Genomic DNA, 14,410 nt, shown 5'->3' on the forward strand with positions numbered 1-14,410 from the left:
CGCCGAATTTTTGATACCCCATAAAAAATGACCGCAGGGAGAGCGCGCGTGGACGGATCAACAGGAGCTGTAGGTTCGGCCCCGGACATCGCGCCACCGCTGCGCGCGGGCGGCAACGTGCGCTGGGTCATTTGCGCGCTGCTCTTCTTCGCAACGACGATCAACTATATCGATCGGCAGGTCATCGGCATTCTCAAGCCGACGTTGCAGGGTGAACTCGGCTGGTCCGAGGTCGATTACGGCACGATCGTCTTCTGGTTCCAGGCGGCGTATGCGATCGGCCTGTTGCTGTGCGGTCCGGTGATCGACCGGATCGGGTCCAAACTCGGTTACGCCGCTGCAATCACCGTCTGGAGCCTGGCAGCGCTGGCGCACGCGCTAGTGCGCAGTCCTGGTGGGTTCGCGACGATGCGTTTCGCGCTCGGGCTCGGCGAGTCGGCGAATTTTCCCGCCGCGATCAAGTCGGTCGCCGAATGGTTTCCCAAGAAAGAGCGCGCCCTTGCCGCCGGCATCCTCAACGCAGGCGCCAATGTCGGCGCGATCGCGACCCCGATCATCGTTCCCATCATCGCGCTCACCTACGGGTGGCAGGCGGCGTTCATCGGGACCGGGCTGCTCGGTTTCATCTGGCTGGCAGCATGGCTCGCCTTCTACCGTGCGCCCGAACACCATCCACGCCTGAGCCAGCAGGAACTCGCCTATATCACCAGCGATCAGGATAATGACGCCGGCGCCGCCCCCATTCCGTGGCGCGACCTGTTCCGGCGGCGCGCGACCTGGTCGTTCGTCTGCGCGAAGTTCCTGACCGATCCGGTATGGTATCTCTTCCTGTTCTGGCTCCCCGACTTCTTCGCCAAGCGCCACGGACTCGACCTCAAGACGTTCGGACCGCCATTGATCGCGGTATATCTGCTCGCCGACGTCGGCAGTATCGGCGGCGGATGGCTGTCATCCGCGCTCATTAAGCGCGGTTTCAGCGTCAATGCGGGGCGAAAGCTCGCCCTGCTGGTCTGCGCGCTGGGCGTTCTCCCGATCATGTTCGCGAGCACCGTTTCCAGTCTCGTCGCAGCGGTGGCGATCATCGGCCTCGCCGCGGCGGCGCATCAGGGTTGGTCGTCCAACCTCTACACGATGGTTTCCGATACGTTCCCCAAGAGTTCGGTCGCCTCTGTGATGGGGATCGGCGGCGCGGCGGGCGCGGTCGGCGGGATGATCATGGCGCGCTATGTCGGCCATGTGCTGGAGACCGTCGGCAGCTACGCGCCCGTGTTCGTCTGGGCTGGTACCGCCTATCTGCTCGCGCTGGCGATCGTCCACGTCCTGGTCCCGCGGCTGGATCCGAAGGCGGTCTGATTTCGGCCGGGGGTGCACGACGGGAGCAGGCGTCAGGTCGCAAGTTCCAGCGCCGGCAGCACAGCGGCGGGTCAGACGTGCGCTCCCTGCCGACCCATTAAAAAACCACCCTGACCCACGGCGAACCGGAGGTCAGGGTGGCATGGCAGTTTACGAGGCCGAACTCTTACGCCTTGCGGAGGTGCTCCACCGCATGCGACGCGGCGCGTGCCGTCAGCGCCATGAAGGTCAGCGAGGGATTTACGCACGAAATCGACGCCATTTGCGCACCATCGGTGACATACAGGTTCGACGCTTCGTGCGCCTGGTTCCACTTGTTGAGCACCGACTTGCGCGGGTCGAGCCCCATGCGTGCACCGCCCATTTCGTGAATCGCATCGCCGGGGACATGCTCGCGCTCGCTGCTGGTCACGTTGAGCAGCCCCGCGCCCTTCAGCATCGCCTCGCCCTGTACGCGCGCGTCCGCCATCATCTTGAGTTCGTTGTCGCGGAAGCGGACGTCGAACTTCATCAGCGGAACGCCGAAGCGATCGACCTTGTCCGGGTGGAGCGTCACCTTGTTGTCGGCATAAGGCAGGCATTCGCCGAACGCGCCCATGTTGAACTTCCACGGGCCATATTTACGCATGCCGTGCTTCATCTCGGCGCCGAAACCGACCGGGGAAGCCGCCTCGCGGCCCGCCCCGCCCTGATAGCCATACCCCCGCAGGAAGCCTGCCCCGTCATTCTTGTCGATGTTGCGGAACCGCGGGATATAGACCGCGCCTGGACGACGGCCATATTCGATCATGTCCTCCATGCCTGGAATGTCACCCGAAATCCCGACGCGGAAGATGTGATCCATCACATATTTGCCAAGCGTGCCGCTGGTGTCGAAATAGCTGCGATCGCCACCCGGAATGCGCGAGTTCATCAGGATCTGGTTGGTCCCCATGGTCGATGCGCACAGGAACACCAAATCGGCCGAGACCAGTTCGGAGAGTCCGGTCTTGGCATCGGTGAAGTGCACGCCAGTGACGCGCTTGCGCTTCGCGTCATAGGCCAGCTTCGTCACCACCGCATCCGACCGCAGCGTCAGCCGCCCGGTCGCGCGTGCGGCGGGGAGCGTGACGGCTTGGGTCGAGAAATACGCGCCGAACGAGCAACCGTTGCCGCACTGGTTCCGGAACTGGCATTTGGTGCGGTTCTGGTCGGGCTTGTCCTCGGTCATGTTGGACAGCCGCGTGTTGATCAGCTTGCGCCCCGGGAACTGCGTCTCGAGCCGCTGCTTGACCCACTTTTCCGCGACATTCATCGGGATTGGCGGCTGGAACTCGCTGTCGGGCAGATACGGCAGGTTCTCGCGCGAACCCGAAACGCCGATGTATTTCTCGACATAGCTGTACCATGGCGCGACATCGTCATACCCGATCGGCCATTCGCCATCGATCCCGTCGCGCTTGTTCGCCTCGAAATCGGCCGGGCTCCAGCGGAACACCCAGCGCCCCCAGATCAGCGACTTCCCGCCAACCGCGGCAGGGCGGATCCAGTAGAACTTCTCGCCCTCGTCGAAGGCGTAGGGGTTCAGCCGGTCGTCATTGTAGAACTTCTGGTTGCTGGGCGACACATACCCGTGTTTCGCAATGAAATAGTCGCTGTCTTCCAGAGGTTTAGGCATACGATTGCGCGCAGGCACCTCATAAGCCGGCTTGCCGTCGTATGTGTAACCTTCGCCATGTTCGACCATGATGCCCCGGTCGAGCATAAGGACGCGCAGGCCCTTCTCCGTGAGTTCCTTGGCGGCGAACCCGCCGCTGACGCCCGATCCGATAACGATCGCGTCAAACCTGTTGGTGGATGCCATGATGGTATTTCCCGCTAGACTGATCAGTACCGCAAGGCGCGCAGCGTCTCGAAGCTGGTGGTGACGTCGGGCAGATAGGGCGCAGGCGCCTCATCGTTCTCGACATAGAAATGGCGGACGCCCGCGCTGCCCTTGCGGCGGAACAGCGCCGCAAAGTCGGTCTTGCCGGCGCCGACTGCGCACATGCTGCGGTCCGCGCGCATGTCCTTGACGTGATAGGCGTACAGCCGCGCACCGAGCCGATCGATCAACGCGCCGACGTCCTCGCCCGCATGCGCAGCCCAGTAGAGATCGAGCTCGATCTTGACGAGCGACGGGTTGGTTTCGCGCAGCAACCGGTCGTACAGGCTGACCCCGCCCGGCTTGGTCGTGAACTCGAAATCGTGGTTGTGATAGGCGAAGCCGATCCCAGCCTTACGCAGTTCGGTCGCGAACCGGGTGAAGTTGGGCAGCGCCGCGTTCCAGCCCGCCTCGGTGCGGTGCTGATCGGTCATGTACGGCAGCACCACCGTGCTGACGCCGAGCGTCTTCGCCATCGCAAGCGACGCATCGAATTTGCCGAGCAGGGCATCGTAACTGATGTGCGCCGACGGTGCGCGCAGGCCCAACCGGTCCATCGTCTTGCGCAGCATCGCGTGGTCCATGGCGTCATACCCGCCGCCGCCAAACTCCATCTCGCGATAGCCGATCTTCGCAAGCGCTTCGAGCGTGCCGACCGGGTCCTTCTGGAAAATCTCGCGCACGGTATAGAGCTGCAACCCGATCGCGCCGATCCGACGGGTCGCCGCCGCGCGGGCAACGGTGGTTCCGGCCAGCCCAAGGGCGACGGCGCCACCGGCACCAGCGAGCAAGTGTCTGCGATCGAGGATCATGCCGTGTACACCTTGTTGACCTTGGAATAGGGGAAGGCGCCGTTATATTCGCCCGGCACCGGCAGATATTCGCGCTCCTGCGTCATGCCGATTTCCGACGTATAATAGCCGGTGAGAACGAGCTGCCGGAACGCCAGGAAGAAGGGGCTGCCGCCGGGAAGCTGATCGTTCATCGCCAGCGTCAGCAAAGCATCCTGTTGAGCGGAAGTCGCCTTCGATACGGGGACCTTATAATCCTGCATGCTGCGCGCCTCGATCAGCGCGAGCCCGGCGAGGAGCGGTTCTCGCTCGGCGGGATAGGACCAGTCGGCGAGCAGTTTCTCGATATAAGCGGGCACGCCTGCGGCGATCGCACCGGGGGTATCGGTCGTCGGCAGGACGCGTTCCGACAATACCGTCACCGCTTCGCGCTGCGCTGGCGTGAACACCGCGACGGTCGGCGGACCATCGCTGATCTTGGGAACGACGGCGACTGGACCGGCAGGCCCCGCCGCACGGGCGATCGGCGCAAACACCGCCGTACCGAACATCGCTGCAACGCTCGCAAGCGCGCTTCTGCGATCGATCATCTCTTATCCTCTCCTGTATAAGCGGCAGCGCGGATCATGCCGTGCCGTCCGCTGCGTCGATCATTCGATAGGCGGCAACCAACCGGTCTTCGCCCGCCCGTCCAGCAGTCGCATTGCCATGCTCCATGCCGATCACGCCGGAATAGCGCTTGGCCTTGAGATGGCGGACGATCGGGCCATAGTTGATTTCGCCGGTGCCGGGCTCGTTACGGCCCGGATTGTCGCCGAACTGGATATAGCCGATCTCGTCCCAGCACGTATCCAGCGTCGGGATCAAATTCCCCGACTGAATCTGCTCATGGTAGAGATCCGCCAGCACTTTGACGGCCGGGCTGTTGACGCCGCGCGCGACGGCATAGCCCTGCGATATCGACTGCATGTACACACCCGGGTGATTGGTCCGCGTGTTGAGCGGCTCCATCACCATCGCAATGCCGTGCGGCGCCACGATCTCTCCCGCGCGACGCATCACGTCGATGACGCGCGCCGTCTGGATATCGACCGGGACCTTGGGGTCGAGGAAGCCGGTAACCACCGTCATCCACGTCGCGCCCAGGCGTTTCGCCACCTCGATCGATCCGCGAATATCGGCGAGAAACGCTTCGCGCTCCGCGCCATCGGTGCTGCCAAGGATCGGACGCGACTTGGACCATTGCGGCATGCTCGCGACGAACACGCCCATCGTCATTCCGCGCTGGGTGAGCGTCCGTGCGAGCTGTTCCTGCTGTGCGACCGGTCGCGCGCGCGCTTCATTGTCTTCCCACGCGGTGAAGCCCTGGTCGGCGGCGTAAGCGATCTGTTCGAACAACCCACCACGACTGGCGAAGCTGCCTTCATGCGGGGCGAATTTCAGCCCGAACTTTGCGGTGGTGGACGTGCGACCGCGCGCCGCAGCCACACCGGACGCGACCGTAGCCACGGCACCCGCCGCGAGTAGCGTCCGGCGTGAGAGCGTCATGCGGCCACCCGCATCATTTCGCGCCTTCGCTCTTCAAATACGCGATGAGCGCAGCGCGCTTGGCCGGATCGGGCGTTGCAATCGGCATCCGCGTACCAGGAACCTTCTTGCTTGGCCCAGCGAGATATTCATCCAGCGTCTTTTCGTCCCAGCGCAATTTCGAGGCTTTCAGCGCCGGCGAATAGTTGAACCCCGCGAGCGATGCCGCCGGACGACCGACGACTCCATGAAGATTGGGACCGATTCCGCTTTTCGCATCCTTCTGGACGGTGTGGCAGGCACGGCACGCATTGAACGCAGACGGCGCTGCGGAGGCGCCTTGCGCAACCGTCGGCGATGCAGGCGCGAGGACCGCCGCAACAACCGCGGCCCCCGCCAACAAACTGATTTGAAGCTTCATTCATACTCTCCGGATACGACACGAGTCCATTTCTGGTCGGACTGGGCATTGTCTATCACCGCTTCGATGAACGCCATCGTACGCAAACCGTCCGCGACACCCGGGAAAGCAGCGGTTGCGGTTTCTTCCCGGATGGCGGCGGCGAACGCGCGGTACAGGTTGGCGAACGCTTCGATATACCCTTCGGGATGACCGGCGGGCGTCCGCAGAAGCGCGGTGGTTGCAGCGTCGAGCCCCGGTCCGCCTGCGCGGACGATCTCGGCGGGGCGATCGAGCCAGCGCAGGATGAGGGTGTTCGGCTCCATTTGCGCCCATTCCAGGCCACCGCGCTCGCCATGGATGCGCAGGCGCAGGCCGTTCTCCTCGCCTGCGGCGATCTGGCTCGCCTTGAGCAAGCCCCGCGCGCCGCCTGCGAACCGCAGCATCGCGCCGACATCGTCGTCGAGCCGCCGCCCTTCGACATGGATCGCGAGATCGGCCGAAACCGTTTCGACCTGCAGCCCGGAGACGTGCTCGGCCAACTGAAAGGCGTGGGTGCCGATATCACCGAGACATCCGCCGAGCCCGGCGCGTGCGGGATCGGTGCGCCATTCGGCCTGCTTGTTGCCGTCGGTGTCGATCGGCAAGCTGAGCCAGCCTTGCAGATACTCCACCTGCACCAGTCGGATCGCGCCCAGATCGCCGCGCGCGATGCGTAACCGCGCCTCCTCGACCAGCGGGTAGCCGCTGTAGGTGAACGCGAGCCCGAAGTGCCGGCCACTCGCGGTCGCTGCAGAAGCGATCGCCTGTGCCTGCGCCAAGCTCATCGCCATCGGTTTTTCGCAGAAGACGTGGAAACCCGCCTCGAGGGCGGCGATCGCCATCGGCGCGTGGAGGTGGTTCGGCGTCACGATCGCGATCGCGTCGATCCGCTCTTCGGCAGGAAGCGCCCGCTCCTGCGTGATCAGCGCGTCGAACGATGGGTAGACCCGGTCTGCTGCCAGCCCCAGCCGCTCGCCGCTCCGGCGGCTGCGTTCGGCGTCGGTGCTGAACGCTCCTGCCACCAGCCGCCAATCGCCGTCGAGCGCAGCCGCCCGCTGATGGATCGCGCCGATGAACGCGCCGTCGCCGCCGCCGACCATGCCGAGCCGAAGAGGATATCGCGTCATCGCTTAGCCTTCGCTCGCCGGCAGACCGAGGATCTTGCGAATTGCCGTCTGGTCAGCGCCACTTTTCGCGAAATCATCGAACGCATGATCGGTGAGGTGGATGATATGATCCCGGATGAAAGGAGCGCCTTCCCGTGCGCCGTCCTCCGCGCGCTTCAACGCACATTCCCATTCCAGCACAGCCCAGCCCGTATAGCCATATTGCGCTAGTTTGCTGAAAATAGACGAGAAATCAACCTGTCCATCCCCCAAGGAGCGGAACCGGCCAGCACGATCGACCCAAGGTTCGTACCCCCCGTAAACGCCGGACCGGCCGGTCGGATTGAACTCCGCATCCTTGACGTGGAAACACGCAATTCGGTCATGATACCGGTCGATAAAGTCCAGATAATCGAGCTGTTGCAGCACAAAATGCGACGGATCGAACAGCATTCGCGCACGTGGATGGTGATCGACCGCGGTCAGGAACCGCTCCCACGACGCGCCGTCGTGAAGATCCTCGCCCGGATGGACTTCGTATGCGCAATCGACACCGGCGGCATCAAAGGTGTCAAGGATTGGTCGCCAACGCCGCGCCAGTTCGGCAAACGCCTCCTCGACCAGACCGGCCGGGCGCTGCGGCCACGGATAGACATAGGGCCAGGCGAGCGCGCCCGAGAACGTTGCATGCGCGGAGAGGCCGAGATTGGCGCTCGCGCGGGCGGCAAGCTTGAGCTGCTCGACCGCCCAGGCCTGCCGCTCAGCGGGCTTGCCGTGCACTTCGACCGGCGCGAAACCATCGAAAAGTGCGTCATAAGCGGGGTGAACCGCAACAAGCTGCCCCTGAAGATGCGTCGAAAGCTCGGTAATCGCGATCCCGTGCCCGTCGAGCATCCCGCGCAGATCGTCACAATACGCGGTGCTTTCGGCGGCCAGCGACAGATCGATCAGCCGATCGTTGCAGGGGATCTGTACCCCGACATACCCCAGCCCCGACGCCCAGCGCGCGAGATTTTCGAGCGTATCGAACGGCGCTGCGTCGCCCAGGAACTGCGCCAGGAAAATGCCCGGCCCCTTCATCGCGGTCATACGGCCGTCCTTGCTCTTGAGTTGTCCTTGAACGTCAGCTGGAACAGCACCGCGATGCAAGCCGCTGCGATTGCGGGATACCACCACATGCTATGCCAGTCGGCGATGTCCGGCGTGGCGGGCAGTTGCGCGTACAACAACGCCCCGATCTGCGACCCCAACAGCATCCCGACCCCGTAGGTGAACAGCGTCAGCATTCCTTGCGCCTGTGCATTGACCCCCTTGGGGGTCGCGATCGTGCCCGTGTAGATCGCGCCTGCTACAAAGAAGAAGTCGTAGCAGACGCCATGCAGAGCAACGCCAAGGTAGACCGCCCACAGGCCGGAACCACCGTCACCGATCGCGAACAGGGCATACCGCAACGCCCACGCCATCATACCGACAAGCAGCAGCGGCTTGACGCCAAACCGGCGGTACAGCCACGGCATCGAGAACATGAACGCCAATTCGGACATCTGCCCGATGGCAAGCGTGCCACCGACATTCTCGATCCCAGCCGCGCCGACATAGGGCGAAGCGTAAGCATAATACATCGCGAGCGGGACGGAGATCAGCGTAGCGCAGACGATGAAAACGAGGAAAGACCGCTGCTTGAGCAGGCTGAACGCCTCGACGCAGAGCACTTGGCGCAGCACGCCTTCGTCGCGCGGCGCATCCGGCGCCACGTTGGGCAGAGTGAAACTGTAAAGCCCGAGCGCGATCGATGCGACCGCCGCGATGGTGAAAATTTGCGGGCTCGCCGACAGCCCTGCCCAGCCCACGATCAACCCGGCGGCGATCCAGCCAACCGTACCGAAGGCGCGGGCGAAGGGAAACCGGTCGGTGCGCTCGCCGAAACTCTTGAGCGCGATCGTGTTGGCGAGGCCAACGGTCGGCATGTAGAGAACCATATACACGAGCAGAACCCAGACGAACGTCCCGCCCGCCTGGGGCGTGATGAGCGTCGGCAGGACGAACAGAAGCGCGCCGCCGATCAAGTGCAGGATCACCATCAGCAAACGCGGCGCGACATAGCGCGCGGCCGCCATGCCGATGAGGAAGGACCCGACAATCGAAGCGATCGGCCCGACCGAAAAAGCGTTGCCGATCAACGCGCCGATCCCGACCGTCTGCATGACCAGGCCAAGCGTGACGGTCCACGCCCCCCACACAAAAAATTGCAGGAACATCAAAGCGCTGAGACGCCCTGTCAGCCACCCATCGGTAGGCGCGGCAATCGTCCGTTCAATCTGTTCCGACACGGCCATCATCATCCCCACCCGCGCAGTTTGCCTGCTTGTCGGACAAGAAGCTAACCGCGCCAAATCAGGATGTAAAGGTTTACATCGGATCGTCATCGACATGCCCTGCAACTCGATCCATGACGGAAAGATGACGACCATCATCGACGTTGCCGCAACGGCCGGGGTTTCGACCGCCACCGTTTCGCGCGTCCTCAGTCGCCCGGATCGAGTCGCCGAACCCACCCGATTGCGCGTGCTCGAGGTGATCCGCACGCTGGGCTACGCTCCCAACGTCGCAGCGCGGACGCTGCGCACGCTGCGAGCCGCGAAGATCCTCCTAACCGTACCGGATATATCAAACCCGTTCTTCGCCAGCGTCATACGGGGCGCGGAAGAAGCCGCGCGCGACGCGGGCTACGCCGTGGTCGTGGGGGATACGCGGCACGATCCCGAGATCGAAGAACAATATGCCGTGATGCTGTCGCGACGCGAAGTCGACGGATTGATTTTTCTCGGCCACCGCTTGCCCGACAGCCTCCAGCCATTGCTCGATCGCTGCGGCTACTCGGCGCCGATCGTCAACGGTTGTGAATATAGTCCCGGCATCGGCGTCCCCAGCGTCCATATCGACAATGCCGCGGCTAGCGGCGAAGCGTTCGAACATCTCGTTGCGCTCGGGCACCGCGACATCGGTATCATTACCGGACCGCCGATTAGTCCGATCAGCCGTGATCGCTTGACCGGAGCGATCGCAGCGGCGGAACGGCATGGGATTGCCGATCGACTGCGGGTCCGGATCGCCGACTATTCGGCAGGGACTGCATTCGAACAGGCGCGCATCTTGCTCGCGGAAAAGGTGTCCGCCCTGTATTGCTTCAGCGACGAAATGGCGATCGGCGCGATCAGTGCCGTCGCCGAAGCCGGCCTGTCCTGCCCTGGCGACGTATCGGTGGTCGGATTCGACGACGTTCCGCTCGCGCGGTACTTTCAGCCTGGGCTGACGACGATCGCGCAGCCCAAGGCGATGATCGGCCGCCGTGCAGTCGAGTTGCTCGTCCAGATTCTGCGGGATGCGCCGAGCCCACCACGCCAGGTGACGCTGAAGCATATGCTGGTCGTCCGGGGCAGTACTGCCCCGCCCCGCACCTAATCGCGTTTAGCCCGAGCAACACACGACTTCGACCGTGGAATTTCAGGTCGAGTGGATCGGCGGCTTGCTCCCGCGAGAATCGGGTGTCAGGTTGCGGCAACGAAATGGGGGGGGAATCAGTTCGATATCGGCCGCGACGGCCTTTCGGCGCTGTTCCGCACAAACCCCGCAGATACCTGGTGCCGCAAATGTCGCGCGACACCGTCATCGGAAAGGATGGTCTAAAATGGCCGCTACGTTCAGTCTCCTCGCTATCACGCTTCTTGCGCAGGCCGCGCCCGCGCAACGTCCCGAGGATACCGAGGTCTGGCAACCCGAACCCCCGGTCGTGGTGGTCGCGCCAACGCCGTCCGTGCCCGCACCCGCCGATGCGCTGGTCCTGTTCGACGGCAAGAACCTCGACCAGTGGACCAGCACAAAGGACAAAGGCGCAGCGCGCTGGACCGTCCGCGACGGCGTGCTGACGGTGCTGAAGGGCACGGGTAACATCGAGACCAAGCGCAAGTTCGGCAACTACCAGCTGCACATCGAATGGCGCGTTCCCGCCAACATCACCGGCACGGGTCAGGCCCGCGGTAACAGCGGGTTGTTCCTCGCGTCGACCGGCGATGGCGACGCGGGCTACGAACTGCAAATCATGGATAGCTACCGCAACAAGACCTACGTCAACGGTCAAGCGGGCGCGATCTACAAGCAGATCGTCCCCCTCGCCAACCCGACCCGGGCGCCGGGGGAATGGCAGAGCTATGACGTGATCTGGACCGCCCCGGTTTTTGCCGCCGATGGTTCGGTGACCAGCCCGGCCTATGCAACCGTGTTGTTCAACGGCGTGCTGGTGCAGAACCACGTCGCGCTCAAGGGGGAAACCCGGTACATCGGCGCGCCCGTATACAAAGCGCACGGTCCGGCCGCGATCAAGCTGCAGGACCATGGCGACCCCAGCGCGCCGATCAGCTTCCGGTCGATCTGGATCCGCGACCTGAAATGACCTTCGAGACGCGCATCGATCTTGGTCGATGCGCGTCTCTCCTTTGAGCGCCTGCCCGTCAGGCTAGCCCGTCCCCCTCAACGATCAGCGCCACGCCGATCGAATTCCGTCGTGCTGCCGGGAGCGTGACGTAAAGCGCATCGCCGCCGCGCCGGATCTCGAGCGGCGCCGCTGCCCCCGGTAGAGTGACGCGGCGAACCGTGCCCTGTTTCGCCAGTTCCGGCAGCCTTGCCACCCCGTTCTCGGGCCAGCCGAGCACGAACGCATGAACCGCTGCGCCCTTGCGCGCATAGCGAATGTCGCTCGCGGTATAGGGGGACGTCGGCTTTCCTTCGTTGAAGTCCCCACTCGTGATCTTGGTCGGACCCTCGCCGAACACACGCCACGGTCGTGTCCCGTAGACCGCGGCGCCATAGCGCGTCATCCAGGCGGCGATCCCCTCGACCACCGCTTCTTCCTTCTCATCGATCGTCCCGTCGCCGCGCATCGGGACGGAGAGCATCAGATTGCCGTTCTTGGAGACCACGTCGCATAGCGTGTGGATGACCTTGGCGGGGGTCTTGTACCCATCGCGATCGTACAGCTCCCGATCGTAATGCCAGTTGCCGATGCATGTGTCGGTCTGGAACGGATAGGGCTGGATATCATCGTGCACGCCGCGTTCGACATCGTCGACGATCCCGGCGCGGCGGTTGACCGGCGTGCCCTTTGCGGTCACCACCGCCTCGTTACGCCCGCCATGCCAGCGCATCGACTGGTTATAGAAATAGGCGGTGATATCGAGCCCGGCCTGCCCAAGCGGCAAGGTGAAATTGTCGAAATACACCATGTCGGGCCGGTACAGATCAATCAGTTCCTTGCAGCGCAGGAACCAGTTGCGCGTGAAGGCGGGGTTGGCGGCAGGTGCTGCTTCGTTCCAGACGCGGTCGTTCGCTTCATGCCAAGCATTCGCTGCCTTGATCGACCCCAACCCATCCGGCATCGGCATGGTGCGCCCGGTGTAAAGCTGCTGCGGATCCAGTCCGTCCCACCATTTCCCCCGCCCGCCGGCCTTGGTCAGCCAGGCGGCGTCGTAGCGCTTGCCGGCGAGCGGACCTTCGGGATCATAGCCATAGGCTGGCTGGATCCAGTGCCAGGCGTGCGCTGAATGGTTAGACACACCGAACCGCAGCCCACGGTCGCGCGCCAGCTTGCTCCACTGGCCGACGATGTCGCGTCGCGGGCCGATCCGCGTCGCGTTCCACGGCTGATGGTTCGATGCATAGGTATCGAAATTGTCGTGGTGGTTGGCGAGCGCCATGAAATATTGCGCCCCGGCACGTTGATACAGATCCATCAACCGCGCCGGATCCCAGCGGTTCGCGGTCCAACGGGGATACATTTCCATAAAGCCGGTGCGCGACGGGTGACCGTAATGCGCAACATGATGGTCGTAGGCGCGCGATCCCTGCAGATACATGTCCCGCGCATACCAGTCGCCTGCCTCTGGAACGCACTGGGCGGACCAATGCGCCCAGATTCCGAACTTGGCGTCGCGAAACCAGTCCGGCGCGCGATAGTGGTCGGTCAGCGATTGCCACGCTGGACGGAACATGCCGCCGGTTGCGGCCGTCCCTGTTCCCGTCAGCAGCGATCCCATTCCTAGCCCGGCCAGCGACAGCATCGATCGGCGATCAACGATCATCATCTTCTCCAACGCGGCAGTTCGTACGACCGCTCTATGCGGGATGATATGCCAACCGTTCGCATAAGCAAGAATCGTTTTCCACCAGCGAGATAGAGGGTCGCGGCGGGCAAACCTGACGTGCATGATGCCAAGCCCCCTTAAATAGCAGTTTGTTTACCTTGTCTTGGCACTGTCGGACCGGTTCTGCGTTCCCCGCCGATGAAAACGCCCCTTGCGCAGACCACCGACGCCGGCTCCTGGTGGTTAATCGGCGCCATGGCGCTGGTCTGCTTTGCCGTTTCGTTCAATCTCGGGTTTCATGTTCGCCCCGCGAGCATGACCCCGCTGGGGATCGGGTTGGTGCTACTGTACGCCGGATACGCCATCGGGTCGCGGACGGGTCGAGCAAGGCTGGCGAACGGCGCGATCGCGTTTCTACAAATGACGTTGTTCACAGCCATCGGCGTTGTGCTGTCCTACGCGCTCGCGGCCCATGCAGCCCCGCTGTGGGACGATGTGTTTGCGGCGGCGGATCGGCGCCTTGGATTCGATTGGCATGCCATCTTCGCAGTGGCTGACCGATCGCCAGCCCTGTTGTGGATCGGCGGGGTCGCCTATCACAGCCTGACACTCCAGATGATCGTCTGCATCGTCGCGCTGGCCGCAACGGACCGGATCGGCACGCTGCGAACAACGGTCGCGGCGGCCATTCTCACTGGTTTCGCGACCATCCTGATCTCGGCCTTCATGCCGGCCCTCGGGAACGTGTTCGATCCCGCCGCGTATCACCTCTTATGGCCTTCGGTGGCATGGATCGAACAGGACATGCTACTCGGCTTGCGAGATGGGTCATGGCGCACGGTGGACCTGACGCAGCTTATGGGCATCGTCAGCTTTCCCAGCTATCATGCAACCTTGGCCGTGATCCTGGCCTGGGCACAGCGCGACCTGCGCGGATGGCGAGTTGCGGCGTCGGTCTGGGCTGGCGTAACGATCCTCGCGACGCCATTGTTCGGCGGCCACTATGGCGTGGACGTGCTGGCCGGACTGGCGATGGCGGTGCTCGGCTTGGCGGTCGCGCCGGGCTTGGCACGGTTAAGAGCGAGTGTGCAGGAAAACCCCCGCGCAACGGCTGGTCAGGCCGGGTAAACCGGCGATAGGAGACAGGCTCC

The 14,410-nt window shown here is 63.7% G+C and carries 13 protein-coding genes; 4 read left to right on the forward strand and 9 right to left on the reverse strand.

The annotated features are described in order from the left end of the window. The first annotated feature begins 27 nt into the window (after positions 1 to 27). Positions 28 to 1,353, forward strand: coding sequence for an MFS transporter (locus QBJ92_RS06160; RefSeq protein ID WP_431358373.1), 1,326 nt, complete (start codon positions 28 to 30; stop codon positions 1,351 to 1,353). A gap of 166 nt (positions 1,354 to 1,519) precedes the next feature. Here the strand turns inward: QBJ92_RS06160 and QBJ92_RS06165 are convergent, their stop codons facing one another. Genes QBJ92_RS06165 through QBJ92_RS06200 form a run of 8 tightly spaced genes read right to left on the reverse strand, consistent with a single transcriptional unit; the run spans position 1,520 to position 9,458 of the window. After that, positions 1,520 to 3,196, reverse strand: coding sequence for a GMC oxidoreductase (locus tag QBJ92_RS06165; RefSeq protein WP_277968812.1), 1,677 nt, complete (start codon positions 3,194 to 3,196; stop codon positions 1,520 to 1,522). 23 nt (positions 3,197 to 3,219) lie between these two features. Beyond that, positions 3,220 to 4,068 carry a sugar phosphate isomerase/epimerase family protein gene (locus QBJ92_RS06170; RefSeq protein ID WP_277968813.1) on the reverse strand — a complete coding sequence of 283 codons (849 nt, stop codon included), beginning with the start codon at positions 4,066 to 4,068 and terminating at the stop codon, positions 3,220 to 3,222. After that, complete coding sequence (locus QBJ92_RS06175) at positions 4,065 to 4,637, reverse strand: gluconate 2-dehydrogenase subunit 3 family protein (RefSeq protein ID WP_277968814.1); 573 nt, start codon at positions 4,635 to 4,637, stop codon at positions 4,065 to 4,067. The genes QBJ92_RS06170 and QBJ92_RS06175 overlap by 4 nt, the downstream gene beginning before the upstream one ends. Before the next feature lie 34 nt (positions 4,638 to 4,671). Further along, positions 4,672 to 5,595 carry a hydroxypyruvate isomerase family protein gene (locus tag QBJ92_RS06180; RefSeq protein WP_277968815.1) on the reverse strand — a complete coding sequence of 308 codons (924 nt, stop codon included), beginning with the start codon at positions 5,593 to 5,595 and terminating at the stop codon, positions 4,672 to 4,674. A gap of 13 nt (positions 5,596 to 5,608) precedes the next feature. Beyond that, entirely contained in the window at positions 5,609 to 5,995 is a 387-nt protein-coding gene (locus QBJ92_RS06185) for a c-type cytochrome (RefSeq protein ID WP_277968816.1), read from the reverse strand. Then, the gene (locus QBJ92_RS06190) at positions 5,992 to 7,143 is read right to left on the reverse strand and encodes a Gfo/Idh/MocA family protein (RefSeq protein ID WP_277968817.1); all 1,152 of its coding nucleotides are present in this window, start codon (positions 7,141 to 7,143) and stop codon (positions 5,992 to 5,994) included. The genes QBJ92_RS06185 and QBJ92_RS06190 overlap by 4 nt, the downstream gene beginning before the upstream one ends. 3 nt (positions 7,144 to 7,146) lie before the next feature. Next, positions 7,147 to 8,211 carry a sugar phosphate isomerase/epimerase family protein gene (locus QBJ92_RS06195; RefSeq protein WP_277968818.1) on the reverse strand — a complete coding sequence of 355 codons (1,065 nt, stop codon included), beginning with the start codon at positions 8,209 to 8,211 and terminating at the stop codon, positions 7,147 to 7,149. Continuing rightward, the gene (locus QBJ92_RS06200) at positions 8,208 to 9,458 is read right to left on the reverse strand and encodes an MFS transporter (protein WP_277968819.1); all 1,251 of its coding nucleotides are present in this window, start codon (positions 9,456 to 9,458) and stop codon (positions 8,208 to 8,210) included. Before QBJ92_RS06200 ends, QBJ92_RS06195 begins: the two co-directional genes overlap by 4 nt. Before the next feature lie 124 nt (positions 9,459 to 9,582). Between QBJ92_RS06200 and QBJ92_RS06205 the strand changes: the two genes are divergently transcribed. Together QBJ92_RS06205 and QBJ92_RS06210 are read left to right on the forward strand one after the other, a co-directional pair. After that, entirely contained in the window at positions 9,583 to 10,584 is a 1,002-nt protein-coding gene (locus QBJ92_RS06205) for a LacI family DNA-binding transcriptional regulator (RefSeq protein WP_277968820.1), read from the forward strand. Positions 10,585 to 10,810: 226 nt separating this feature from the next. Then, a complete protein-coding gene (locus tag QBJ92_RS06210) occupies positions 10,811 to 11,572 on the forward strand; it encodes a 3-keto-disaccharide hydrolase (protein ID WP_277968821.1) in 762 nt (253 codons plus the stop codon). A 58-nt stretch (positions 11,573 to 11,630) separates the two neighbouring features. Here the strand turns inward: QBJ92_RS06210 and QBJ92_RS06215 are convergent, their stop codons facing one another. Then, positions 11,631 to 13,256 (reverse strand): alpha-L-fucosidase, encoded by a 1,626-nt coding sequence (locus QBJ92_RS06215; protein WP_277968822.1) that lies wholly within the window; start codon positions 13,254 to 13,256, stop codon positions 11,631 to 11,633. A 201-nt stretch (positions 13,257 to 13,457) separates the two neighbouring features. On the opposite strand from QBJ92_RS06215, the gene QBJ92_RS06220 reads away from it, so the two are divergent. Continuing rightward, entirely contained in the window at positions 13,458 to 14,387 is a 930-nt protein-coding gene (locus QBJ92_RS06220; RefSeq protein WP_277968823.1) for a phosphatase PAP2 family protein, read from the forward strand. The last annotated feature ends 23 nt before the right edge of the window (positions 14,388 to 14,410 follow it).

The organism is Sphingomonas echinoides, from assembly GCF_029623395.1.
GTDB lineage: Bacteria > Pseudomonadota > Alphaproteobacteria > Sphingomonadales > Sphingomonadaceae > Sphingomonas > Sphingomonas echinoides_A.